The organism is Brachybacterium sp. GCM10030268, assembly GCF_042666305.1.
Classification (GTDB): Bacteria; Actinomycetota; Actinomycetes; order Actinomycetales; family Dermabacteraceae; genus Brachybacterium.
On record NZ_JBHTCW010000002.1, the window covers coordinates 502,003 to 525,408 of the forward strand.

The following is a 23,406-nucleotide window of genomic DNA, read 5'->3' on the forward strand; positions in this document are numbered from 1 at the left end:
AGGTTCGATCTCGGACGCCCGGTCACCTCGTCCCAGTACCAACTCTTCCTTGCACAGCCGGACGCCGCGCGGTTGAGACCTCTTCGGCGGCGCTCATAGGATCGCGCTCACCGATGAACATGTGAGCTGGCGCACCGGCGAACTCGGCTAGGAGAGGCACCGCGATGAGCGATCCGTCGAACCAGGACCCCACCAGTAAGCACCGCGAGGAGGGTTTCGAGAAGCAGGACATGGCCCAGCCCGGGCTGACCGGTGACATGTCCGCCCAGCCCGACCACGGCGAGGAGAGCTATGTCGGGACCGATCAGCTCACCGGCAAGGTCGCTCTGATCACAGGCGGCGACTCCGGGATCGGGCGCGCCGTCGCCATCGCCTATGCCCGCGAAGGGGCCGACGTCGCGATCGTGCATCTGCCCGAGGAGCAGGCCGATGCCGACGAGACCAAGAGCTGGGTCGAGAAGGCGGGCCGGAAGTGCCTGAGCCTCCCCGGTGACGTCCGTGAGGAGCAGTTCTGCACAGAGGCCGTCGAGCGCACGGTCAGCGAGCTGGGCCGCCTGGATCTCGTCGTGCTCAACGCCGGCTATCAGAAGGACCGCGAGGGCTTCGACAAGCTGCCCACCGAGGAGTTCGATCGAGTCTTCAAGACGAACCTCTACGGTCTGATCTGGACGGCACGAGCAGCCGTGCCGCACTTGCAGGAGGGCAACTCGATCATCACCACCTCCTCCGTCCAGGCGTATCAGCCGAGCCCCACGCTCATCGACTACGCGATGACGAAGGCCGCGCAGGTCGCCTTCACCCAGGCACTCGCTCAGGAGCTGGGTCCCAAGGGCATCCGCGTGAACGCCGTGGCTCCGGGCCCGATCTGGACGCCGCTGATCCCGGCGACCGGGTGGCCCGAGTCCCTGCCCGAGTTCGGTCAGAGCACGCCGCTGGGGCGGGCCGGGCAGCCGGCCGAACTGGCGGGGGCCTACGTCTACCTGGCTTCGGAGCAGTCCTCGTACGTCTCGGGCGCGGTGCTGCCGGTCACCGGCGGCAAGGGGGTCTGAGCGAAGAGTTGCCCTCCCGCCACCGATCTCGAAGCAGGCCGCCACCCACAGCGGCGCTCCACTGCAGAAGGAGAGCACCATGATTCAGCGCGGAAGCGACAAGAACGGACCGAACCTCGACGACGAGCTCAAGCACGAGACCAGCGGCATGGTCGACGGCACCCAGCCCGACCACGTCGAGGAGTTCCGCCAGACCGAGCCGATGCCGGACGACACCGACGCCGACGAGGTCGAGGATGCAGCCGGTATGACCGGCAACGAGGTCGACGCCGAGCTCGTCTGGGAAGAGGACAGCGAGAACCCAGGCGCATCAGACGCCTGACCGGGCACGACCCACACAGACGCTCCCGTTCGACGTCACGTGATCTCGGACGGGAGCGTTCCCTTGCCGGGGAGCCTCCCTCACGGTCCGCAGTGGTGCAGGATTCAGCAGTCCGCGACGAGCCGAAGCAGGACGCGGGCACCGAACCGGATCGCGTCGACCGGGACACGCTCGTCGATGCCGTGGAACAGCGGAGCGAAGTCGAGGTCGGCGGGCAGCTGCAGCGGAGCGAAGCCGTACCCGTCGATGCCGATCTGCGCGAGCTGCTTGTTGTCGGTGCCGGCGCTGAGGCAGTAGGGCACGAGTTCGGCGCCCGGATCCTCGGCGAGGATGGAGCGGTGCATCGCATCGACGAAGGGCGTCTCGTGCGGCGCGTCCAGCGAGATGCCGATCTTGTCGACGATCACCTCGACATGCTCGCCGGAGAGCTCGTCGATCAGCGCCAACAGGTCGTCCTGGTGCCCGGGCAGGAAGCGGCAGTCCAACTCCGCCTCGGCCGTCTGCGGGATGACATTGCCCTTGTACCCGGCGTGGAAGGTGGTCACGTTCGCGCTGTCGGCGAGGGTGCCGGTGACGAACTGGCGGGCCCCACCCAGCAGCGGCAGGAAGGACTCGACGTCCTGTTCGTCCCATGGGGTGCCGGTGATCGAGGTGACCCGGTCGAACAGCGTGCGGACGCTCGCCACGTACTCGCGCGGGAAGACGTGGTCGTCGATCGCCGCGACGGCCCGCGAGAGACGCACGATCGCGTTCTCGTCGTTGGGTACGGAGCCGTGGCCGGCGCGGCCGGTGGCTCGCAGCCGCATCCACGCGTACCCCTTCTCCGCGGTCTGGAGCAGGTAGGCGCGCACATCCTGCCCAGTCGCCCGGTCCGGAAGGGTGATCGAGTAACCGCCCACCTCGCTGATCGCCTCCGTGCATCCCTCGAACACGTCGGGGCGATTGGCGATCATCCAGCGCGATCCGTAGGTCCCGCCCGCCTCTTCGTCGGCGAACATGATGATCACCAGGTCGCGCGGCGGCTTCTGGCCGGTTCGGGCGAGGTGACGGACGACGGCGAGGATCATGCCGTCCATGTCCTTCATGTCCACCGCGCCGCGGCCGTAGAGGACGTCGTCGACGATCTCGGCGGCAAAAGGATCCACTGACCAGTCCTCGGCGTGAGCCGGCACCACATCGAGGTGACCGTGGATGACCAGACCGCCGCGCTCGCGATCCGATCCCGGGACCCGCACGACGACGTTCGCGCGGCCGGGCCGGGATTCGATGATCTCCGGTGCCAGGCCGACCTCTTCGAGCTGGGCGACGACGTAGTCAGCGGCCGTGCGCTCCCCCGGTCCCCACGTGGCCGGATCGTGGCCGCCGTAGTTGCTGGTGTCGATGCGGATCAGATCGCGCGTGATGCGCACGGCCTCGTCCTGAACGAGGGCGAGCTGCTCATCGGTGGCGGCGGTGATGGTCACCGGGGTTCCTTCCGTCGGGGTACTGCGGTGGGTCCTGCAGCAGCGGGGCCAGCTGCACGATAGTGGGGCGGTCCGTGCCCGGGGGCGTCCCGGGGACGGCGACGTCCGCGCCTGCGCGGTGGTCGACCCCGAGCAGTGAGCGGATCCGGTCAGCCCGGGCGGCATCACCGGTGGCTGCGACCAGCTTGTCGCGCAGGGCGGGCGCGGGCAGCGGGTTCTCCGGTGCCCCGAGTGGCCGATCGGCATGCGCCGTCAGGGTGCGGCCATCGGTGGTGCGCAGCACGACCTCCGTCCAGAAGTCTCGACGGCCGGCGCCAGCCCGGGCAGGGCTGCTCGACCCGGCGGGACCACCTGACACGGGAGGATCCTCGGGCGCGGCGGGGCCCGCCTGGCTCCGGAGCCCAGGGGCTCCGGCGGGCGCGGGAACGTGTTCCCGGCGGATCCGGGCGCCGACCTCTGCGACCAGCGGGTCCAGGCTGCCTCCGGCGAGATGCTCGAGGGAAGGCTTGTGACCCAGGAGGATCAGGGCGACGACGGCCTCGACGCTGAAGCGGGCTTCCTCTGCGGTCCGCGGAGCCGTATGGATCAGTGCCGCATCAGCGCCCGGGCGCATCCGCACGGTCACCGAGGCGATCTCTCGTGCGCGCTCAGAGGCGGATCCCTCGAGCCCGGCCGCGAGGGCGAAGGCGGCATCGGACGCGGCCATCGCTGCTGAGCAGAAGGGGTAGCGCTTGAACCAGAGACCGGGGTCCAGCAGCGCCCAGGCGGTGCCGGGGGCCGGGCCGGTGGAACCGTCGATCCGAGCACCGGAGCCGCTGCCCACGGCGTCCCGGGCCATCCGTGGCGTCCCGAGACCGGCCACCACCGCACGCCGTCCCTCCTCGGGGACGCCGTGAGCGGCGAGCAGCCCGGCGGGGCCGAGCACGGCGTCCTCGGCCGTGCGGAGGCCCGCCTGGGCCCAGCCGACGGCGTCGACGCCGCTCTGGGATGCGAGACCGGCGTGCAGCGGCTTACCCGAGGTGCCGAACTGCGCACGCACACCCCCGGCCCTCGAGGCGGCGACGGAAAGTGCTGTGGCGACCTGGGAGACGGGCAGGGAGCGCAGGTGCGCTCCGGCGGCCGCCGCCGCGACCGCACCGGCGGTTCCGGTGGGATGCCATCCCGCCTGGTAGTGCATCGGCCCGAGAGACTCGCCGAGTCGGGCCATCACCTCCAGCCCGACGGTGTAGGCGGCCAGCAGCCGGTCGATCGGGTCGTCCGGGCCGGCCAGGGCGAGGAGGGCGGGCACGAGCACCGCGGAGGGGTGGCCCCGAACCAGTTCATGGGTGTCGTCGAGATCGAGCAGGTGAGCCTGGAATCCGCCGACCAGGGCTGCGCGCGATGGTGACAAGGCGTGCCCGCTGCCGATCACAGCCCGCGGGTCTGCCGGGGTGCCTTCGGCCAGGGCCCAGTCCAGGAGCCCGTCGCGATCTGCACGGGCGGACGGGTCGGCGTCGACGGCGAAGGATGCGGCGATGACATCGGCCACCGCCGTGCCGGCCGCGTCCCGCAGCCAGTCTGCGCAGGAGGGGTCCGAGAACGGGTCGGCCTCGTGCACGGCCCGGGCGAGAGCGTCCCGGACGGACTCGTCGGCGCTCTCCGGAGCGTTCACGCTCACCCCAGCGGACCCCTCGTATCCAGTGGAGAGCGGCCCAGGCCCGGGGCCTCCTCCCCCGGCTCCTCGGCGCTCTGTCCGGCCGCCGGCGCGGGCGGCCGTGGACCGCTGGTCTCACGCAGGAACCGCTGTGTGCGCTCCTCGCGCGGGGTCGAGATGACCTCGCGAGCCGGTCCCTCCTCGACGATGCGGCCTCCATCGATGAAGACCACGCGATCGGCGACGTCGGCGGCGAAGGCCATCTCGTGGGTGACGATGACCAGGGTGATGTTCTGCTCTGCGAGGTCCTGGATCACGGCGAGCACCTCCCCGACCAGTTCGGGGTCCAAGGCGCTGGTGGGTTCGTCCAGCAGGATCGCCGAGGGCTGCGCACCCAGGGCACGGGCGATCGAGACACGCTGCTGCTGCCCGCCGGACAGCGTCACCGGGAACTGCTGCATGGTCGTCTCGGCGATGCCCACGCGCTCGAGGAGCTCGCGCGCCCGCGAGGCGGCGTCCGCCTTCGAGGTCCCGCCGGCGGTCATCGGGTCCATGACATTCTGCAGCGCCGTGCGATTGCGGAAGAGGTTGTAGCTCTGGAACACCATGGCTGTCTTCGAGCGCAGCGCTCGCTTCTGAGGGCCCGTGATGCGGGGCGCGACGACGCTGACGTCGTCGATGCCGATGGTCCCCGTGTCGGGGGCATCCAGCAGGTTCAGGCAGCGCAGCAGGGTGGACTTCCCCGAGCCGGAGGGCCCGATGATCGCGACCACCTCGCCGGTCCCGACCTGGAGATCCACGCCGTCCAGGACGGTGTTCTCTCCGGACCTGCCGTGAAAAGTCTTGCTGAGGTCTTTGACGTCGATCATGCGGGGTTCACCTCACGTAGGCGCGGCTGAGGCGCTTCTCGAGTCGGCCCTGCAGCCAGGAGTAGGCGATCACCAGGAGCCAGTACACCAGCCCCACAACCAGGAAGGTCTCGAAGAACCGGAAGGATGCGGAGGCGACGATCTTGGCCTCGGCGAACAACTCGGTAAGGCCCAGAGTGAAGGCCACCGAGGTCTCCTTGAGCAGGGAGATGAAGATGTTGCCGGTAGCCGGCAGGGCGTTGTAGGCGGCCTGAGGGATGATGTAGCGCCGGTAGACCTGCGGCGCGGTCATCCCCGTCGCCAGACCGGCTTCCAGTTGTCCGCTGTCGACGCTGGTCAGGGCGGCGCGGAAGATCTCCGCGAGATACGAGGACTCCTTGAGGGAGAACCCGACGATCGCGGCGGTCAGCGCGTCCATGGTCGACAGCGAGGGGATCAGCTGCGGCAGCCCGTAGTAGATGAGGAACAGCTGAACCAGAGTGGGGATCCCACGGAACAGAGAGACGTACAGCTGGGCCAGCTGATCCAGCACGGGGATCTGCAGGAAACGGATCAGCGCGACGAGCAGACCGATCAGGATGGCGAACACCATCGAGGCGACGGCGATCAACAGTGTGATCGGCAGGAACTTCAGCAGCTGGGGCAGTACCTCCAGCATGTATGCCGGATCGAGATCCATCGATCAGCTCCCTTCGTAACCCTCTGGCTCCGTGGTCACGTCATCGCCGTAGTACTTCTGGGACAGCTCGACCAGGGTGCCGTCCTCATGCAGCGCGGCGATCTGCTCGTTGAACTGAGCGACCAGCTCGGAACCCTTCTCGAAGGGGAAAGCCACCGACTCCCAGGCAATCGGGTCTCCGACGAACTTCAGGTCCGTGCCGTTCTCGGCCATCTCGGCGAGAAAGATGCCGGTGGAGTTGATGTACCCGTCCACGCGGCCGGAGAGCAGATCCTGCATGGCGCCATCGCGTGTCTCATAGGTGCGGATCTCGACGTCCACGCCGTGTTCGGAGATCCAGTTCTCCAGATGAGTGGTGTTGTTCGATCCCAGCACGCCGGCGATCGTGTGCCCGGCGATGTCTTCGAGCTCGTTGAGCTCGTCGTTGTCGCCGGTGGTGACGATCGTGGCGCCCATGTAGGCGTACGGATCGGTGAAGTCGTACTGCGCGGCGCGCTCCTCGGTCACGGCAACGTTGTTGGCGATCGTGTCGAGTTTGCGGGCCTCCAGCTGTCCCATCAGGCCGGAGAAGTCGGCATTGGTCCAGTCCACGCTGCGGCCCAGGTTCTCCGCGATGGTCTCGATCGCCTCGACGTCGAATCCGACGAGCGTGCCGTCCTGCTGGTAGCTGTTGGGGAAGGACTGGCCGGTGGACCCGGCGCGGATGGCGCCGGAGTCACCACCGCTGCACGCCGCCAGCAGCGCCGGGAGGGCCAGCGCAGAGAGGGTGAAGGTGCGTCGCTTCATGAGGAGAGTCCTTTCAAGAGCTCGGTGTGACGTGCCTGCCAGCCGGCGTAGGCGACGTCGTCGAGGGGGCGGATGTAGAAGTCGGTGATGTGGCCGAGGCCGAGGTCCCGGCTGCCGACAGGCTCGAAGCCGAGCCGGCGGTAGTACGCGCCCAGCCAGGGATGATCCTGGGCGGTGCCCAGCGAGACCGCCGGGGCATGGAGCTGACCGATCAGAACCTGCTGCTCCAGCTGGCTGAGGAGCGAACGCGCCAGGCCCTGCCCGGCGTGGCTCGGGCGGGTGGCGAGCCAGCCGATGTGCGGCAGCCCCAGATACCCCGGGTTCGGTCCCCACGGCATGCGCAGGGAGACGGTCGCGATGAGGGCGCCGTTCTCGTCGCACGTGCCGTAGGCGATGTTCTGGCGCAGATGCGTCAGCACATCGTCTCGAGAGGCCTGCGAGGCACCGAAATGCACTCCGAGCTCGACGTTCGCTGAATAGGCGGCCTGCAGCAGATCACGGTACTCATCGGCGCGCTCGGGCTGGATCTGTTCGAGCCGAGCCAACCCCGGCCGGCTGGTCGCGCTCTGTCCCGTCTCGGAGCCGGTCACGAGGCGGATCCGTCGGACGGTGCCGATCCGGCCGGGCCGGGCCTCGTGGACTCACCGGCGGGCAGCCCGGCGGCGTCGGCCGCGGCGAGGACATCATCGATGGCCGCACCGGTCTCCCCGAGATAGGCGCCCGCCTCCAGCCAGGAACGGATCATCGTCGGCTCGAAGCGGGAGGCGACACGCTCGTCCTCGGCGAGGACGTCGGCGAGGTGCCGGCCGGTCTCGACCGCGGCCATCGACGCGTCGTACACGATCTGGTGGGCAGTCTGCTTGCCCAGCTCGCGACCGATCTCGAACATGGCCTTCTCGCTGAGGATCAGTCCGCCCTGCAGCTCAAGGTTGCGCGCCATGGCGTCCTCGTGCACGACGAGCCCGGACAGGATTCCGCCGAGCGTCTTCAGCTGCGCCGAGAGGTAGAGATGGATCTCGGGAAGGGCGATCCATTCCGCCCTCCAGCTGATCGCATCGCGCTCGTGGACGGTCGCAGAGCCGTCCAGGACCAGCGCCATGGCGTGCTTGATGGGCGCGGTCAGCGCCGCGGCACCCTCCAGCAGTGCGGGATTGCGCTTGTGCGGCATGGTGGTCGACCCGATCTTGCCGGCAGTGAAGGGCTCCTCGACCTCGCCGATCTCGCTGTGCATGAGGGTGGACAGCTCGGTGGCGATCTTGCCGAGCGTGGTGGAGATCAGTCCGAGCACGGTGGCGTACTCCGCGATGCGGTCCCGGGCGGCCTGCCAGGCGATCCGCGGCGTGGCCAGCTCCAGGCGCTGCAGCGTCTCCCGCTCGATCTCGCGACCGCGCCCCTGGAAGGACGCGTAGGTGCCCACGGCCCCTGAGACGTTGCCGGTCAGCACATCCGGGGTGACGCCGTCGAACCTTTCGAGGTGGCGCAGGGCCTCGTCCAGCCAGATGGCGGTCTTGAATCCGAATGTCGTGGGCAATGCCTGCACGTAGTGCGTCCGCGCGGCCATCGGGGTGTCCCGGTGCGCCGCAGTGAGGTCGCGCAGTGCGACGGCGACAGCGGTCAGGTCCCGCCGCAGCGGGACGATCGCGGCCTTGATCTGCAGGATGGTGCCGGTGTCGACGATGTCCTGCGTCGTCACGCCGTAGTGGACCCATTCCCCGTACTCACCCGAGGCGTGCTGGAGAGCGGTGACCGTGGCGTTGAGCGAGTGCATCGCCTTGGCACCCTCGGCAGCGATTGCCGAGAGATCGAAGTCGCCGTGGGCCGCGCGCTCGATCGCGTCGGCCGCCTCGCGCGGGATCACACCCAGTGCACCCTCGGCCGCGGCGAGGGCCGCCTCGACGTCCAGCTGACAGCGCAGGCGATTCTCCTCGCTCCAGATCTCCCGCATCTCTGGGGTGCTGAAGCTGTTGCCGATGGTCAGCATGTCGACGACGTGGGAAGCCACGGGGGTCCTTCCGTGAAGGTGGGTCGGTGGATGCATGGGGGCACCCGGATGCCCGGGCTGCGCTCCGTGCCCTGGCGAAGGCGTCGGGGGCGACAGGTCTCGCGGAGGCCTGCAGGCGCATGGAGTGGCCCGATGCATCGGGTCGGTCGTCCATAACGCTACGTGATGCAGGGGCTAATGTGACGCTTTGCGTCGCATTGTGAGCCGAATGTGAGCCCCAGGTAACGGTGGGCGTGCGGAAGGCCACTCCGACCACCGCCGCGCCCTGCCGGATCGGTCCTGTCGCGCGTCCCGCCGACCCGGCCGCGGGCGACGCCTCATGCTGGAGCATCCCCGTTCGACCAGGAGGCGACCGGATACCCGCGCACAGACGCGACCTCTCCCTGACCCAGCTGACGTACTTCGTGACGGCTGCGGAGGCTCGCCGTCGTCGAAGACGTCGCGTGGCGAACCACGGACCTGCGGGTCGACGACAGCGGTGACCCGCTCGCCGACCTGACGCCTCTGCTCCAGCTGTGGCTACCGCAGAAGCAGGACTACCTCACACGTGCGGTCGATCCGACGTCGGCCCCGTCGTACGGCGTGCCGGGCGATCAGTGATGACTCTCGCGGTGGTCGGTGGGGGCGCGAGAGCTTTCCCGGCGTCGCGCACGGCGCGCGCCGAAGGGCGACACGGAGCGCCGCTCCCTGCCCGCCTCGACGGCCGGGCAGGGAGCGCAAGCGATCAGTCGTCCAGGTGCTCGATCGCGTAGTCGGCCTGTTCCTGCGTGAACTGGCCTCCGTACTCCGACGTCAACTGGTCGCGGATGGCTTCGGGCGACATGTCCATGGTGTCCCGATACGAGCGGGCGCTCTCCAGCGCATTCTCGTTCCAGTCCGCCTCGATGGTGTCGATGGCGTACTGCGCCTCCTCGGGGAGGAACTGCTCGCCGTGCTCCGAGGTGAGCTGGTCGTAGATTCCCTGCTTGGACATGTGCATGGTCTCCGAGTAGCTCTCGGCCGAGGCCAGCGCATTCGCGTTCCAGTCCGCCTCCACGTTGTCCACGGCGTACTGCGCCGCCTCATCGGAGAACTGGTCGGCGTACTCCGAGGTGAGCTGGTCGAACAGCCCCTGCTTGGACATGTGCAGCAGATCGGAGTAGCTCTGGGCGCTGTTCAGCGCAGAGGTGTATTCCGCCGGGACATCATCCTCAGCTGGCGCCTCCTCCTCGGCCGGCGCCTTCTCCTCGGCGGGGGCTTCCTCAGTGGGCGCGTCGTCCCCCTCAGCTGCCGCCTCCTCCGCAGGGTCCTCATCGGCCGGGGCGTCGTCGACCGGTGCCTCGGCCTCCGCAGGCTCCTCGACGTTCTCGACGTCGGCGGGTTCGGCGACCGCAGTCTCCGTTTCGCTCGGCTGAGGATCTCCACTTCCTGAGAGGGCGATGGCGGAGCAGCCGCCGACGAGCACCACGAACAGAGCGATGCACCCGCAGCCGGCAGCGAACAATCCTCTTCTCTTCTTCCGCGACGGCGCAGGGGCATTGGGTGGGACGGCAGCCGAGTCATCGCGGTGCGGTCCGGGAGCACCGGCGCCGACATTCGGGGCGGGCGGCAGATTCGAGGCCGACGGATCGTCGGGCGTGGGCGCATTGCTGTTCACAGCTGCACTCCATTCTGTGTACATGGTGAGGACCCTGGGCACGGGCGTGCCAGGGCTACTGCTGAGAAAAGAGGCCTGCTGCGGATACGTGAGCTCGACGAGGGTCAGGATCTGCGACGAGCATCGGCGTCCGACGCGATGTCGGAGGGGAACACCTACCGGTTGGGGCCTTCAGGAGAAAAGGTACGAATGGGGTCAGACAGCCGACGCCTCGAATCGGGCGTGGCCGCGGAGTGGTCGTGCCGAGAATTCACCGATACGCCCCGACCAGTCCTTGTCCCTATCGCCGCACCTGTGCGGGGTTCCGGGAGTTCTACGATGCCCGTGTGCTGCTGCTTTCGGATCCGACGCTCCTCGATATACCCGTCACCGAGTGCGGTGACGACCTGGTCGACATCCGGACCGCTCCGGACCTGCTGCTGGACCGGCGCAAGGAGGATCCGGAAGGGGCCTGGGCCACGCTCAGACGCGGCGTGCTCGATCGGCTCGTGGTCGCCCAGCGCGCCCTGCCGGACGGGATCCGGATCCTGGTGGTCGAAGGCCACCGTCCCGTCACGCTGCAGCATCGATATTTCGACGAACGCTGCCAGGATCTCGCCGGGCAACATCCCCACTGGTCCGCTCAGACGGTTCATGTCGAGGCGAGCGACGGCGCCTGCTTCACAGATTCCGGGAACATCACGGCGAAGGCGCGATGGTGGCGCGACACGCTGGGAACAGCCCTCACCCGTGCCGGCCTCGTGAACTACCGACCTGAGTGGTGGCACTGGTCGTTCGGAGACCGGTACTGGGCCGCCGTGACGGGGGCCGAGAGCGCGATCTACTCGCCTCGCTGATCACGCGGCCGAGCCTCCGCGCTGACCAGCGTCGATGAGTCGGCACACCGACACTGATACGTCAAGAGAGCACGTCGGGTTCGCCGGGCGGCCTTTACACGCCGTGCTCTACTTAGGTGATGAACACTCTCTCTGCCACCCGCCGCCGGATGACCCGTGACGAGGCGCTCGCGTGGAACTCGAACTGGTCCCTCGCCGACATCCGCCTGATCGGGGAGAACTTCGATCGCATCGGGGCGCGGACGTTCTACCGCACCCAGTCCAACGGCAGCATCACCGCGCAGGACGAGAACGGGCGCTCCCTGATGTACATCCATCCCGGGTATGTCCAGTTCCGCAAGGGCCTCGCCCCGACGGACCGCCCGGATCAGCAGGTCGAAGGGTTCGACCTCTCCACCGCGCAGCCCCGCGAGAAGACGCCCGCCAAGGGGGAAGAGGTCCTGACCATCTGCCCGTCCTGCTTCTACGCCATGCCCTACACCGGGGTCTGCGACACCTGCGGCTGAGACCCACCGATCAGGGCCCGGCCATCGAGCGCAGTGTCCGCTGCAGGACGAGGCAGTTGCCCAGCACGGACGCCCGGGGTCTCATGACGCGATGTCACGCCTCCGCGCCGCGCCGCGTTGTCGCGGTCCCGGTCGCCCACGCTCGCCAGCTCGGCGCAGCGCGGCCAGCGCCACGACCGTGCATGCGGCGAAGGACGGCCACAGTGCGAAGCGCTCGATCAGACCGCCCCACTGCACCTCGAGCCTGACCAGCAGGACAACACCCGACACGAGGCTGAGCGCTCCGATCGCGACGAGCCGCCACCATCGTGGATCCCACGATCGTGCCAGCACGGCCCCGGTCAGCGCCATGGCGACGCCGCTGAGCACGATGCCCGGGAGCGAGACGATCACGTGCAGAGTCAGCAGCTGATCCAGCGGCGTCAATCCGGTACCGATCGACGACAGGCCCGTCATCACCCACAGTGCCACCGCCGCCGTCATCATCGCTCCCGTCGGCAGCTGCGGGCGCAGCAGCACGGCGCCCACCGCCATCGCCGCTCCGAACAGGATGAAGGCACCGTTGACGGCCACGTGAGCCGGGGAGCAGACCGGGACGTGCTGCGAGTGGTAGGGAATCGACGTGCAGGTGACCGCGCCCAGATCGCTGATCGTGTTGTGCGCCAGGCTGTAGGGCGCGGTGCTCCACGCCGCGGCGGCCAGCTCGATCGGGACGTACAGCACCTGCACTGCCCACAGGACGATCCCGGCACGGGCCGATGCGGACAGAACCGGTGTGGACCGGGCGGGTGACTCCATGTCGCCATGGTGCGATGGCAGCGTCGCGACGTCTTCGTCCGAACGGACGATGTCGGGTCGAGCGTGGGCGAGTCGGTTGTCACACCCTCGCGCCAGACTGCTCCCATGATCCTTCCACCCGAGCCGAGCGACAGCGTCGGCCGACCGCTTGAGTTCCCCGAGCGTGGAACGTGCCCGAGCTGCGGTTCGGGAGAGATCGTCCACCATGTCCGAGGGCTGCCGGACGTGCTGTACGTGGAGGCCGCACCGGCGTGGATGGTCTTCGGCGGCTGCACGATGATCGGCCCCGACCGCACGTGCTCATCGTGTCAGCACCAGTGGTGGGGACCGTATGACGAGGACTTCGAGGAGGAGGATGAGGACGACAGCGAACACGACACCAGCGACGAGGACGATGGATGATGGCCCGGTCCACCGCGGTCCGCCACGCCGGCCCGTGCCCCATACAGTGGTGAGCATGGACGAGCCCCACCCCGCCGACCCGATCCTGACTTCCGACGGGCATGTCGCCGTCGACTCCGCCCCGGCGAACGGCTCCCCCACCGACCCGGCGCTGCGCATCCTCTCGACCGTCTTCGGCTACGACTCCTTCCGCGGCGAGCAGGCAGCCATCATCGAGCACGTCGCCTCCGGCGGCGACGCGGTCGTGCTCATGCCCACCGGCGGCGGCAAGTCGCTGTGCTACCAGATCCCGGCCATGCTGCGCGAGGGCACCGGTATCGTCGTCTCCCCGCTCATCGCGCTGATGGCCGATCAGGTCGCCGCGCTCGAAGCCGTCGGGATCCGGGCCGCCTTCCTCAATTCCACGCTCGAGCCGCACGAGGCACAGGCCGTCGAACAGCAGCTTCTGGCCGGCGAGCTCGATCTGCTCTACATGGCGCCCGAGCGTCTCGTCCTCCCCCGCACCCTCGATCTGCTGCGCCGCGCCGAGCTCTCCCTGATCGCGATCGACGAAGCCCATTGCGTCTCCCAGTGGGGCCACGATTTCCGGCCGGACTACCTGGGACTGGCCGTGCTGGCCGATGCATTCCCCGGCGTGCCCCGGATCGCGCTGACGGCCACCGCCACCGAGGCCACCCACGCAGAGATCACCGACCGGCTGCGGATGGAGGGCGCCCGCCACTTCGTCTCCAGCTTCGACCGCCCCAACATCCAGTACCGCATCGATCCCAAGGCCTCCCCGCGCGAGCAGCTGCTGCGCCTGATCACGACCGAGCACGAGGGCGAGTCGGGCATCGTCTACTGCCTCTCGCGCAAGAGCGTCGAAGCCACCGCCCAGTGGCTCTCCGATCGCGGGATCCCGGCGCTGCCGTACCACGCGGGGCTCGACGCGGCGGTGCGCCAGGATCACCAGGAACGGTTCCTGCGGGCCGAGGGGCTGATCGTCGTGGCGACGATCGCCTTCGGCATGGGCATCGACAAGCCGGACGTCCGGTTCGTCGCCCACCTGGATCTGCCCAAGTCCATCGAGGGCTACTACCAGGAGACGGGCAGGGCCGGCCGTGACGGGCTGCCGTCGACGGCATGGATGGCCTACGGCCTGGGCGACCTGGTCAACCTCCGCAGGTTCATCGACTCCGGGGACGGCGACGAGCAGTTCAAGCGCAACGCCCGCGCCCACCTCGACGCGATGCTCGCCCTGTGCGAGACCGTCTCCTGCCGCCGCGTGCAGCTGCTGCGCTACTTCGGGCAGGACTCCGAACCGTGCGGGAACTGCGACACCTGCCTGAGCCCGCCGCAGACCTGGGACGCCACCGTCGCCGCCCAGAAGCTGCTCTCGGCAATCATCCGCCTCGACCGCGAGCGCGATCAGAAGTTCGGCTCCGGGCAGGTGATCGACGTGCTGCTGGGCCGCGAGAACGAGCGCTCCCGCCAGTCCCGACACGATGAGCTCAGCGTCTGGGGCATCGGCACGGAACTCAGTGAGAAGGAGTGGCGCACGGTGCTGCGCCAACTGCTCGCCCGCCGCATCGTCGAGGCCGTCGGCGACTACGGCGTGCTCGTGCCGGGGCCTGAATCACCGGCTGTCCTGCGCAGCGAGGTCACCGTCGAACTCGCGGTGGACCGCACGCCCACGAAGCCATCGCGCTCGCGCAGCTCCTCCCGCGGTTCCTCCGGGGGCGGCGGGGCGACGTCTCGAGCGGCCGACGGTCTCGAGCCCGCTCAGCGCGAGGTCTTCGAGGCGCTGCGCACGTGGCGCACCTCCGTGGCCAAAGAGAAGCAGATCGCCCCGTACATGGTCTTCTCCGACGCCACGCTGGTGGGGATCATCGAAGCCCGCCCCGGTTCGGTGGCCGCCCTCGGCGGGGTCAGCGGGGTCGGCGCGAAGAAGCTCGCCGAGTACGGCGACAGCGTGCTCGAGGTGCTCGCGACGACATCGTCCTGACCGGGTCGCTCTCAGTCCCGCCCCGTCGCCGCTCACGGCCGCCGGCGGACGTTCACTCCCCCGACTCGCTCGGCGTCGTCGACCAGGGTGAAGGCACGCGTCTCCGGCGGGTACGGGAGATATCGTGGATCGGTCTCACGAAACAGCGGCCCGGCGCTCGGGATCCTGATGGGCCAGTTCTCCATGGCCCGGGTCACGCGATGGTTCAGACGATTCCCCAGGTCCCTGTCGCGGAACTTCGGTGCGTCGATCCGAGCGACCACCAGGGTGTGGCGCCCGCCCACCTCGATTCTCTCGATGTGCTTCCACGGCACCAGTCCCTGGCCGTGCAGAACATCGATCCAGCCCTCGCTCGTCACGCGGGCGCTTCGGCGCCCGACGGTGCGCAGCAGGCGCCACAGTCTCGGGACGAGGATCACGAAGCCCAGTACGGGCGCCCAGGCGAGGAGAACCAGGACCCACCACGGCGCGTTTCCCAGGAGGACCGCCACGATCATCGCCCCGCCCAGTAGCCCGCAGACCGCGGTTGCCCAACTCATGAGCGCGATGTGAACCCACTGCCCAGCGCGGGGCGCCACCCCGGATTCCGGATCTTGAGACCACTCGGGATCCAACCCGAGACCACGGACCTCCGCGGCGGTGGGAGCGAAACCCTCCTGCGTCCAGCGCCGTACCGCCGTGTGCGCCCCGGGCCGCCAGCGGACGCGCTTCCCGAGCCCGGCGCCGACATCGGGCGGCAGCGATGAGACGGCCCGCGACTCTCCCAGCACCAGCCCGACACGATCCCAGGGAAATGTGGTGGCATCCCCGCCGTGGTCCGGGACGACGGCCAGGCCCTCAGGGGACACGGCCACGATCCCGGCTCCGTCGGCGTACCACCGGCTGAGCCGGGGCAGCAGCGAGGACACCGCGAGTCCGAAGACGGCGGCGAGCACGGATCCGGCCGCCATGAGGCCCGCGGAGGGACCTTCAGTGCCGACGCCGACCAGAACGCCGAGGACCACGATGGCGACGACCAGCACCGCCAGGGCGATCCAGGACACCACGATCGCGAGCCGACGAGGCCGCTGGGCGATCATGACGGCACCACCGACACGCCGCGGCTCCTGCACGTCCTGAAGGAACCCTCTGAGAGTGACAGCCCAGGGCACCGCGCTGAGCAGGAGGAGGACCAGCGCCAACCCGATCCGGCTGGCGATCCCCAGGTCCGGCTGGAACGGCAACGTGACAGTGAACAGGAGTGCCACCACCGAGACGAGTCCCCGCACCGGCGGGATGCTCAAGAGCGCCATGGCGCTCGCCTGGCTCATCGCCATGGTGCTCCTCCGAGCGTCGAGGAACCGGGTTCTCCGCCCGCCGGGCCGCCATCCCGGCGTGCCCGGCCGGTCGCATCATACTCGGGTCGCTCGCAGCCAGCGGAATCCGTACGCCCCCAGCTCGACCTCGAGCTGACCGTTCTCCGGGCGGGTCACGCTCTCCGGCTGCAGGAGGTCATGGAAATCGGCCGATGCGATCTGCACTGACAGGGAACCGACATCGACCGTGGCCGTGCAGTCGTGGTCGGCGAAGTTGTGCAGGGCGACGAAGACGGCCCCATCGGAGACCGCGGCATGGGCGAGGGCGCTCCCCTCTCCTGTCTCCAGGACCGCGAGGTCACCGAAGGCGATCTCCGGGGTCGCACGGTATTCACCGATCAGCGTCTTGAGGAAGGACAGCAGGGAGTCGGGATCGTGCAGCTGGTCGTAGACGTTGACACGCTCGGGGCCGTAGTCGCCCTCGGGCAGCTGCTCCACGAGGTCGTCGCGGCGCGCGGTGGAGAACCCGCCATTGCGCCCGGAGTGCCACTGCATCGGGGTCCGCACGCCGGAGCGATCCTCGGTGCCGGCCGGCTCCCCCATCCCGATCTCCTCGCCGTAGTAGAGCACCGGTGCCCCGGGCAGGGAGAACAGGAGGCTGTAGGCCAGGCGGAGCCTGCGCTGGTCCCCGCCGAGCATCGGGGCCAGTCGCCGCACGATGCCCCGCCCGTACACCCGCTGGCGCGGGTCCGGTGAGAGCGCCTCGAAGACCTCCTCCTTGGCATCGCCGAGCAGTTCGAGATTGAGTTCGTCATGGGTGCGCAGGAAACTGGCCCAGCCCTGACTGACGTCGACCGCAGGCAGCTCCCGCAGCACCGTCGCCAGCGGCGCGGGATCGTGGCGGACGAAGGAGAGGAAGGCGGCTTCGGCGGTCTCGAAGTCGAACTGCAGGTCCAGCTCCACACCCGGGTTGCCGAAGTAGTCCAGCTGGTCCTGGTGGTCCAGGCCCACCTCGCCCAGCAGCGCCGCGCCGCCGTAGCGCCGGGCGACGAACCGCCGCAGCTCGCGCAGGAAGGCGTGGGGGTCGCTCTGGTTCCCCGCTCCGGGCGGGTGGATCAGGAACGGCACCGCGTCGATCCGGAAGCCGTCGGCCCCGAGCTCGAGCCAGAATCCGAGAATGCGCGAGATCTCCGAACGCACCTCGGGATTGGAGTGGTTGAGGTCCGGCTGGTGGTGATGGAAGTGGTGGAGGTAGTACTGCCCTGTCTGTTCGTCGTACTGCCAGACACCGTCCTCCTCGGTCGGGAAGACGTTGCTGCCGGCATCGTCGGTGGGCTCATCCTGCCAGACGTAGAAGTCGCGGAGCCGGGCGTCGCGGCTGCTGCGGGCATTGACGAACCACGGGTGCTGATCGGAGGTGTGGTTGATGACGAGGTCGATGATCACGCGGATGCCGCGGTCGTGGGCGACGCGGATCAGTTCGACGAACCGGCCGAGATCGCCCAGGCGGCTGTCGACGCCGAAGTAGTCGGTGACGTCGTAGCCGTCGTCCCGATCCGGCGTGGGTTGGAACGGCATCAGCCACAGGCAGGTCACGCCGAGATCGGCGAGATACTCGATGCGGTCGAGAAGGCCGTCGATGTCGCCGAGCCCGTCACCATCGGAGTCCTGGTACTTCTTGATGTCCAGGCAGTAGATGACGGCGGATCGCCACCACAGGTCGCTGCGGTCGGCCGGCCTCATAGGGTCTCCTTCAGGACGCTGATCAGGTCGTCGGCCCGATCCAGGAAGTAGCTCTGGTCCTGGCCGACGTGATGGATGTAGAGGTGGTCGAAGCCTCGGCCCGCCGCGGTCAGCTGCCCAGCGAGCTGCTCGACCGAGCCGGCGATCGCCACGGAGGACCGCATCGCCTCGGGAGTCGGCTCCGCGAGGGCGTCGAAGTCCTCGGGCTGCTCGACGTCCCACATCGTCGCCGAGGCGGTGGCGTGCTTCCACTGGTCGGTGGCGATGGCCAGTGCCTCGTCCTCGCTCGGGGCCAGGCTGACATGGGCCTGCAGCATGGTCTCTCCCGTGCCGCCGGCGTCGCGGTAGGCGCTGAGCACCTGCGAGGTGCTCTGCGGGTCGATGCCGACGGTGATCATTCCGTCGGCCCACCTCGCTGCCCAGCGGGCGCTGTCGGGGCTGGCGGAGGCGGCGATCGCGGGCGGCTGGGTGGCCGGACGGCTCCAGATCCGTGCCTGGTGGATCCGCACGACGTCGTCGAGGTCGACCTGCTCGCCCTTCAGCAGACGACGGATCGCCTCGACCGACGCCGTCACGCGCCGGCGCCGGGTGTCCTTGTCGGGCCAGGGGTCTGCGGTGACGTGCTCGTTGACGGCCTCGCCGCTGCCGTAGGCCGCCCAGAACCGGTCCGGGAACATCTCGGCCAGAGTGGCCACGGCCTGTGCGATGACCACGGGGTGGTACCGCTGACCGGGCGCTGTGACGACACCGAAGGGCAGCGTCGTGCTCGCCATCGCGGCGCCGAGCCAGCTCCACGCGAAGCCGGCCTCCCCCTGCGCCGTTCCCCAGGGTGCGAGGTGGTCCGAGCACAGGGCGGCGTCGAACCCGACCGCCTCGGCGCGCTGGACGTCGGCGAGCAGGGTGCTGGGGGCGATCTGCTCGTGGGATGCGTGATACCCGATGATCGTCATGCTCACTCCTGGATCATGCGCTGCCGGTCTCGTCCTCGGCACAGAAGGCGTCCTCTGCTCCGGCCCGCCCGACGTTCTCGACCGACGTCCTGCGCACCGGTGCTCATCGACGATATGCGCACCGGAGCGTGTACTCCAGCACCGAGAAGACCACTCGGTTGCTTCGTCCAGCTGCCGCCCGTCTCGTCGAGGCCGGCTGGCTGGCTCGGACCGAGAGGATCCCGACTCGGGGCCGGCGCGGTCAGCTGATCCCCTCGGGGAAGTCCGCCGGCTCCCCGGGCTGAGCCCCCGCGCTGAGGTCGATGCCGTAGTCAGCCGCGAAGCGCAGCTCGGTGCCGGCGAGGACGTCCTCGGTGCCTTCATCGAGGTGGAACACGCGCGCGCCCCGCAGGCGGTGGTCCTCGTCGCCGCCCAGCCCGTAGGTGCCGAATCCGGTGCCGGGCGCATAGCCGAGCTTGATGCCGTAGTAGTCGCCGACGTAGGTGTTGATGTGGTCGTGGCCGACGAACAGGCCCTTGACGTCGCCGCGCTGCAGCATCGCGGAGAACATGCCCGAGTTGAAGGGGCCCGGGCACTCGTCCTCGTTGCGCTCGCCGGTGATCCCGTGCTTCTCGAGTGCCCGGGCGTGGTCGGCCTCGGTGCGGGAGTCGACGCTGGCGAACCACATGAACCGGTGCTCCCAGAGGGCGATGTGCTGGAACACGAGCCCCGGCACGAGCGCCTTGTTCTTCTTCTCCAGCTCCTGGGAGGCCTCGAGATACCACTGGATCTGATCCGGGCGCAGCCAGTCCCAGTCCGGGTATCCCTCGAAGTCCTGCCCGGCGATCTCCTCGGGGGCGTAACGGCCGGAGTCCAGCAGCCACAGCGCGAAGGCGTCGCCCTTCCCGGCTGCGGAGGTCACCGTGAGCACCTGGTTGCCGGTGCCGGTGATGCCGCGCGCCCCGGCGGTGTTCACGTTGTGGCGGTACTGGCGCACGAAGTCGATGTAGTCGTTCTCGTCGAGGCCGGTCTTCTCGGTGGAGTCCTCGTCGTGGTTGCCGAAGGTCAGGGCCCACGCGATCCCGCGGTCCTCCATCGGGCGGACCACGTTGTTGATGGCCTGCTTGGCCTCGAGCGCCGTGGAGGGACCGCCGTTGAAGACGTCCCCGTTGATCAGCGCGAAGTCGGGACGGACGTCGTCGAGCACCGCTTCCTGCAGCTGAATCGTGCGCACGTCGGTCTGGTGCGTGTCCTGGGTGTCATTGAACTGGACGACGGTGAACGTGCCGTCCTCACGGAAGCTCAGCTCGCCGCGCACGACGCCGTCCTTGGGCTGGGCTCCGCCGCCCGTGCCCGCCACCGGCGCCGCCGCGGCCGCTCCCATCGTGCCTGCGGCGGCGAGGCCGGTCGCGGCCGCGGTCGAGAAGCGCAGCACGTCGCGACGGGTGCGGGCTGCCCGAGCATGCGGGGCCGACGGGTTCTGGGCGGGATTCTGCGGAGAGTCGACCATGGTGTCACCGTGCCTGGTTCTTGAGGAGTGAGGAACTCCCGAACCGTAGCCACGGGTCCATACCAGCCGACGACGCGACCGTGAGCATCGCCCGTCGGCCCGCGGAATTCCCGGTGAACCGCGGACGGTGACCGTGCCCGGTCGCGCTGGATCTCCTCGTCCGCGCCGAGGCGGCCGAGAGATCTCGGCGTATCGGCTAGCTCGCCGCCCCGCTCCCCCATTGCTGGATGAAGGCCTCGCGCCGCTTCGCCTGCTCGATGGGGTCCGGCACGGGCAGGGAGGCGATCAGTTTGCGCGTGTAGTCGTGGCGGGGCCGTTGCAGCACCTCGGGGCCGTGGCCGTCCTCGACCAGCTCCCCGCGGTACAGCACCCCGATCCGATGGGCGAGGGTGTCCACCACAGCGAGGTCGTGGCTGATGAACAGGGCTGCGAAGCCCAGCCGGGACTGCAGCTCCCGGAACAGGTCCAGCACGGTGGCCTGGACCGACACATCCAGCGCGCTGGTCGGTTCATCGGCGATCAGCAGCTCGGGACCGAGCACCAGTGCCCGCGCCAGGGAGACGCGCTGGCGCTGCCCGCCCGAGAGCTCGTGGGGGTACCGGCCGGAGTAGGCGCCGGGCAGCTCCACGGCCTCCAGCAGGTCTCGGACCCGCTGGGTGCGCTCGGCCGCGCTGAGCGAGGGCTCGTGCACGATCAGCGGCTCGGCGATGCACTGCTCGATCGTCAGGTGCGGGTTGAACGAGGTCGCCGGATCCTGGAAGACGAACCCGATACGGCGGCGCACGGGTTTGAACGCTCGTTCCCTGACGCCGTTCATCTCGTGGCCGAGCACGCGCAGGCTGCCGCCGGTGGTGCGCTCCAGCCCCACCATGGCACGGCCGATCGTGGTCTTGCCGGAGCCGGACTCGCCGACCAGGCCGTAGACCTCTCCGGCGCGGATCGTGAAATCCACGCCCTTGACGGCCCGGAACGGGGGCCGCCCCAGCCGGCCCGGGTACTCGATGACCAGGTCCTTCGCCTCGACCACGGGGTCGGCGTCCTCGATCACCTGGCGCTGCTCGGTGCTCAGCTCCGTCCATGCGGAGCGGCGCCCCAGGTGCGGCACGGCCGCGAGCAGCTTCTGCGTGTATTGCTCGCGGGGCTCGGCGAACAGCTCCTGGACGCCGGCGCGCTCGATCACCTTCCCGCGGAACATCACGGCCACGGAATCGGCGAGGTCGGCCACCACACCCATGTTGTGGGTGATGACGATGACGGAGGTCCCGAAGCGGTCGCGGACATCGCGCAGCAGCTCCAGGATCTCGGCCTGCACCGTGACGTCCAAGGCAGTGGTGGGCTCGTCGGCGACGATCAGCTCCGCCCCCAGGGCCAGCGCCATCGCGATCATCACGCGCTGCTTCTGGCCGCCGGAGAACTCGTGGGGGTAGCGGTCGATGCGCTCGGCCGGATCAGGGATACCGACCGACTCGAGCGCCTTGATGGCTTCGGCGCGGATCTCCTTGCGCGTCAGCTTCGGCCGGTGCGCACGCAGACCCTCGCCGATCTGCCACCAGATCGGGTAGACCGGATTCAGCGCACTGGAGGGCTCCTGGAAGATCATCGAGACGTCCTCGCCGCGCAGGGCGCGCAGCCGCGGCCCGGTCAGGCCCACGACGTCGGTGCCGGAGATGAGGATGCCTCCGGTCTCCTCGGCGGTTTCGGGCAGCAGCCCCAGGATGGAGCGGGCGGTGACGGACTTGCCGGAGCCGGATTCGCCCACGATCGCGAGGATCTCGCCGGGCGCGACCTCGAGGCTGACGCCGTCGACGGCGTGGACGTCGCCGGCGTCGGTCGCGAAGTGGACGTCGAGATCGCGGATCTCGAGCCGCGCCGTGCGGTCCGTCGCGGGCTCGGTGGCGGTGCCGGTGTCGCTCATGCGCTCGCCTGCTTCTCTGTGGTCGCGGCCGTCACGGTCTTGCGGGATCGCTTCTTGCGGGTCCGCAGCCGTGGGTCGTTGAGGTCGTTGATGGATTCGCCGACGAGGGTCACCCCGAGCACTGCCAGCACGATGGCCAGGCCGGGGAACAGGCCCGTCCACCAGATGCCGCTGGTGGCATCGGCCATCGCGCGGTTGAGGTCGTAGCCCCATTCGGAGGCGCTGGTGGGTTCGATCCCGAAGCCCAGGAAGCCCAGCGCGGCGAGGGTCAGGATGGCCTCGGAGGAGTTCAGGGTGAAGATCAGCGGCAGCGTGCGGGTGGAGTTTCGCAGCAGGTGGGTTCCCATGATGCGGCGGTGCCCGGTGCCGACCACTTTCGCGGCCTCCACGAACGGTTCCGCCTTCAACCGCACGACCTCCGCACGGATCACGCGGAAGTACTGCGGCACGAAGACGACCGTGATCGAGATGGCTGCGGCGAGGATGCCGCCCCACGCGTTGGACTGCCCGCCGGAGATCACGATCGACATGACGATCGCCAGCAGCAGGGAGGGGAAGGCATAGATCGCATCGGCCAGCATCACCAGCACCCGGTCCAGCAGGCCGCCGACGTACCCGGAGAGCAGGCCGAGAGCCACGCCGAGGAACAGGGAGGCCACCACCGCGCACGCCATCACGGCGACCGCGGTGCGGGTTCCCCAGATCACGCGGGAGAGCACGTCGAAGCCGGTCACGGTGGTGCCGAGCGGATGGGCGGCCGACGGGGGCTGCTGACCGCCGAAGTTCGTGCCGTCGGCCGCGGTCTGCGCGAAGCCGTAGGGGGCGATCAACGGCGCCGCCAGCGCCGTCAGCAGCAGGATCGCGACGAGCACCAGACCCGTCACCAGCATGCCGCGCTGGAGGCCGACGCTGCGGCGATAGTGGCTGACCACAGGCAGGCGCAGATACCAGGGGGCACGGGCGGAGCCCGCCACGATCGTCGACTCGGTCGAGAGATCGGCCTCGGCGGGATCGCCCTCGCCCGGGGGCACGGGGTTCGACAGCGTCAT

General features: G+C 69.2%; 21 protein-coding genes. 6 read left to right on the forward strand and 15 right to left on the reverse strand.

Annotated features, from left to right (window positions below; genetic code table 11):
- Nucleotides 1-164 precede the first annotated feature (164 nt).
- Complete coding sequence (locus ACFQRD_RS05235; RefSeq protein ID WP_377016667.1) at nucleotides 165-1,049, forward strand: SDR family oxidoreductase; 885 nt, start codon at nucleotides 165-167, stop codon at nucleotides 1,047-1,049.
- Between the two features lie 79 nt (nucleotides 1,050-1,128).
- On the forward strand, nucleotides 1,129-1,371 hold the full coding sequence (locus tag ACFQRD_RS05240) for a hypothetical protein (protein ID WP_377016665.1): 243 nt from the start codon (nucleotides 1,129-1,131) through the stop codon (nucleotides 1,369-1,371).
- 104 nt (nucleotides 1,372-1,475) lie between these two features.
- Here ACFQRD_RS05240 and ACFQRD_RS05245 read toward each other — a convergent pair whose 3' ends face one another.
- The 8 genes from ACFQRD_RS05245 to ACFQRD_RS05280 all read right to left on the reverse strand — a co-directional run bounded on the left by ACFQRD_RS05245 (nucleotide 1,476) and on the right by ACFQRD_RS05280 (nucleotide 10,286).
- On the reverse strand, nucleotides 1,476-2,834 hold the full coding sequence (locus ACFQRD_RS05245) for a M20/M25/M40 family metallo-hydrolase (RefSeq protein ID WP_377016663.1): 1,359 nt from the start codon (nucleotides 2,832-2,834) through the stop codon (nucleotides 1,476-1,478).
- Nucleotides 2,809-4,491 carry an MmgE/PrpD family protein gene (locus ACFQRD_RS05250; protein ID WP_377016661.1) on the reverse strand — a complete coding sequence of 561 codons (1,683 nt, stop codon included), beginning with the start codon at nucleotides 4,489-4,491 and terminating at the stop codon, nucleotides 2,809-2,811. The genes ACFQRD_RS05245 and ACFQRD_RS05250 overlap by 26 nt, the downstream gene beginning before the upstream one ends.
- A complete protein-coding gene (locus ACFQRD_RS05255; RefSeq protein WP_377803550.1) occupies nucleotides 4,488-5,336 on the reverse strand; it encodes an amino acid ABC transporter ATP-binding protein in 849 nt (282 codons plus the stop codon). The genes ACFQRD_RS05250 and ACFQRD_RS05255 overlap by 4 nt, the downstream gene beginning before the upstream one ends.
- A 7-nt stretch (nucleotides 5,337-5,343) precedes the next feature.
- Complete coding sequence (locus ACFQRD_RS05260; protein ID WP_377016657.1) at nucleotides 5,344-6,015, reverse strand: amino acid ABC transporter permease; 672 nt, start codon at nucleotides 6,013-6,015, stop codon at nucleotides 5,344-5,346.
- Nucleotides 6,016-6,018: 3 nt separating this feature from the next.
- A complete protein-coding gene (locus ACFQRD_RS05265; protein ID WP_377016655.1) occupies nucleotides 6,019-6,801 on the reverse strand; it encodes a transporter substrate-binding domain-containing protein in 783 nt (260 codons plus the stop codon).
- A complete protein-coding gene (locus ACFQRD_RS05270) occupies nucleotides 6,798-7,391 on the reverse strand; it encodes a GNAT family N-acetyltransferase (protein WP_377016653.1) in 594 nt (197 codons plus the stop codon). Before ACFQRD_RS05270 ends, ACFQRD_RS05265 begins: the two co-directional genes overlap by 4 nt.
- A complete protein-coding gene (purB, locus tag ACFQRD_RS05275) occupies nucleotides 7,388-8,803 on the reverse strand; it encodes an adenylosuccinate lyase (RefSeq protein ID WP_377016651.1) in 1,416 nt (471 codons plus the stop codon). The genes ACFQRD_RS05270 and purB overlap by 4 nt, the downstream gene beginning before the upstream one ends.
- A gap of 724 nt (nucleotides 8,804-9,527) precedes the next feature.
- Nucleotides 9,528-10,286 (reverse strand): Ltp family lipoprotein, encoded by a 759-nt coding sequence (locus tag ACFQRD_RS05280; RefSeq protein ID WP_377016649.1) that lies wholly within the window; start codon nucleotides 10,284-10,286, stop codon nucleotides 9,528-9,530.
- Between the two features lie 479 nt (nucleotides 10,287-10,765).
- Here ACFQRD_RS05280 and ACFQRD_RS05285 point away from each other — a divergent pair, with 479 nt between their 5' ends.
- Together ACFQRD_RS05285 and ACFQRD_RS05290 are read left to right on the forward strand one after the other, a co-directional pair.
- Complete coding sequence (locus ACFQRD_RS05285; RefSeq protein WP_377016647.1) at nucleotides 10,766-11,275, forward strand: dipeptidase; 510 nt, start codon at nucleotides 10,766-10,768, stop codon at nucleotides 11,273-11,275.
- A 119-nt stretch (nucleotides 11,276-11,394) separates the two neighbouring features.
- Nucleotides 11,395-11,781 (forward strand): hypothetical protein, encoded by a 387-nt coding sequence (locus ACFQRD_RS05290; protein WP_377016645.1) that lies wholly within the window; start codon nucleotides 11,395-11,397, stop codon nucleotides 11,779-11,781.
- 81 nt (nucleotides 11,782-11,862) lie between these two features.
- Here the strand turns inward: ACFQRD_RS05290 and ACFQRD_RS05295 are convergent, their stop codons facing one another.
- The gene (locus tag ACFQRD_RS05295; protein ID WP_377016643.1) at nucleotides 11,863-12,579 is read right to left on the reverse strand and encodes a DUF998 domain-containing protein; all 717 of its coding nucleotides are present in this window, start codon (nucleotides 12,577-12,579) and stop codon (nucleotides 11,863-11,865) included.
- A gap of 6 nt (nucleotides 12,580-12,585) precedes the next feature.
- On the opposite strand from ACFQRD_RS05295, the gene ACFQRD_RS05300 reads away from it, so the two are divergent.
- Complete coding sequence (locus tag ACFQRD_RS05300; protein WP_377016641.1) at nucleotides 12,586-12,981, forward strand: hypothetical protein; 396 nt, start codon at nucleotides 12,586-12,588, stop codon at nucleotides 12,979-12,981.
- Between the two features lie 55 nt (nucleotides 12,982-13,036).
- Nucleotides 13,037-14,965 (forward strand): DNA helicase RecQ, encoded by a 1,929-nt coding sequence (gene recQ / locus ACFQRD_RS05305; protein ID WP_377016639.1) that lies wholly within the window; start codon nucleotides 13,037-13,039, stop codon nucleotides 14,963-14,965.
- Between the two features lie 32 nt (nucleotides 14,966-14,997).
- Here the strand turns inward: recQ and ACFQRD_RS05310 are convergent, their stop codons facing one another.
- The 6 genes from ACFQRD_RS05310 to ACFQRD_RS05335 all read right to left on the reverse strand — a co-directional run bounded on the left by ACFQRD_RS05310 (nucleotide 14,998) and on the right by ACFQRD_RS05335 (nucleotide 23,406).
- The gene (locus tag ACFQRD_RS05310) at nucleotides 14,998-16,275 is read right to left on the reverse strand and encodes a hypothetical protein (protein WP_377016637.1); all 1,278 of its coding nucleotides are present in this window, start codon (nucleotides 16,273-16,275) and stop codon (nucleotides 14,998-15,000) included.
- A gap of 81 nt (nucleotides 16,276-16,356) precedes the next feature.
- Nucleotides 16,357-18,003, reverse strand: coding sequence for an alpha-amylase family glycosyl hydrolase (locus ACFQRD_RS05315; protein ID WP_377016635.1), 1,647 nt, complete (start codon nucleotides 18,001-18,003; stop codon nucleotides 16,357-16,359).
- Nucleotides 18,000-18,953, reverse strand: a complete 954-nt coding sequence (locus ACFQRD_RS05320; RefSeq protein WP_377016633.1) for a TIGR03557 family F420-dependent LLM class oxidoreductase — start codon at nucleotides 18,951-18,953, stop codon at nucleotides 18,000-18,002. Before ACFQRD_RS05320 ends, ACFQRD_RS05315 begins: the two co-directional genes overlap by 4 nt.
- A gap of 241 nt (nucleotides 18,954-19,194) precedes the next feature.
- A complete protein-coding gene (locus ACFQRD_RS05325) occupies nucleotides 19,195-20,442 on the reverse strand; it encodes a metallophosphoesterase family protein (RefSeq protein WP_377016631.1) in 1,248 nt (415 codons plus the stop codon).
- 196 nt (nucleotides 20,443-20,638) lie between these two features.
- Nucleotides 20,639-22,357, reverse strand: coding sequence for an ABC transporter ATP-binding protein (locus tag ACFQRD_RS05330; protein ID WP_377016629.1), 1,719 nt, complete (start codon nucleotides 22,355-22,357; stop codon nucleotides 20,639-20,641).
- The gene (locus tag ACFQRD_RS05335) at nucleotides 22,354-23,406 is read right to left on the reverse strand and encodes an ABC transporter permease (protein WP_377016627.1); all 1,053 of its coding nucleotides are present in this window, start codon (nucleotides 23,404-23,406) and stop codon (nucleotides 22,354-22,356) included. The genes ACFQRD_RS05330 and ACFQRD_RS05335 overlap by 4 nt, the downstream gene beginning before the upstream one ends.

What these genes read in the sequence shown, in the direction of transcription:
- ACFQRD_RS05320 (WP_377016633.1), bottom strand. Translation starts at nt 18,953, where the DNA reads ATGACGATCATCGGGTATCACGCATCCCACGAGCAGATCGCCCCCAGC.
- recQ (WP_377016639.1), top strand. Translation starts at nt 13,037, where the DNA reads ATGGACGAGCCCCACCCCGCCGACCCGATCCTGACTTCCGACGGGCAT.
- ACFQRD_RS05255 (WP_377803550.1), bottom strand. Translation starts at nt 5,336, where the DNA reads ATGATCGACGTCAAAGACCTCAGCAAGACTTTTCACGGCAGGTCCGGA.
- ACFQRD_RS05295 (WP_377016643.1), bottom strand. Translation starts at nt 12,579, where the DNA reads ATGGAGTCACCCGCCCGGTCCACACCGGTTCTGTCCGCATCGGCCCGT.
- ACFQRD_RS05260 (WP_377016657.1), bottom strand. Translation starts at nt 6,015, where the DNA reads ATGGATCTCGATCCGGCATACATGCTGGAGGTACTGCCCCAGCTGCTG.
- ACFQRD_RS05315 (WP_377016635.1), bottom strand. Translation starts at nt 18,003, where the DNA reads ATGAGGCCGGCCGACCGCAGCGACCTGTGGTGGCGATCCGCCGTCATC.
- ACFQRD_RS05325 (WP_377016631.1), bottom strand. Translation starts at nt 20,442, where the DNA reads ATGGTCGACTCTCCGCAGAATCCCGCCCAGAACCCGTCGGCCCCGCAT.
- ACFQRD_RS05310 (WP_377016637.1), bottom strand. Translation starts at nt 16,275, where the DNA reads ATGAGCCAGGCGAGCGCCATGGCGCTCTTGAGCATCCCGCCGGTGCGG.
- ACFQRD_RS05235 (WP_377016667.1), top strand. Translation starts at nt 165, where the DNA reads ATGAGCGATCCGTCGAACCAGGACCCCACCAGTAAGCACCGCGAGGAG.
- ACFQRD_RS05335 (WP_377016627.1), bottom strand. Translation starts at nt 23,406, where the DNA reads ATGACGCTGTCGAACCCCGTGCCCCCGGGCGAGGGCGATCCCGCCGAG.
- ACFQRD_RS05290 (WP_377016645.1), top strand. Translation starts at nt 11,395, where the DNA reads ATGAACACTCTCTCTGCCACCCGCCGCCGGATGACCCGTGACGAGGCG.
- ACFQRD_RS05330 (WP_377016629.1), bottom strand. Translation starts at nt 22,357, where the DNA reads ATGAGCGACACCGGCACCGCCACCGAGCCCGCGACGGACCGCACGGCG.
- ACFQRD_RS05240 (WP_377016665.1), top strand. Translation starts at nt 1,129, where the DNA reads ATGATTCAGCGCGGAAGCGACAAGAACGGACCGAACCTCGACGACGAG.
- ACFQRD_RS05300 (WP_377016641.1), top strand. Translation starts at nt 12,586, where the DNA reads ATGGTGCGATGGCAGCGTCGCGACGTCTTCGTCCGAACGGACGATGTC.
- ACFQRD_RS05265 (WP_377016655.1), bottom strand. Translation starts at nt 6,801, where the DNA reads ATGAAGCGACGCACCTTCACCCTCTCTGCGCTGGCCCTCCCGGCGCTG.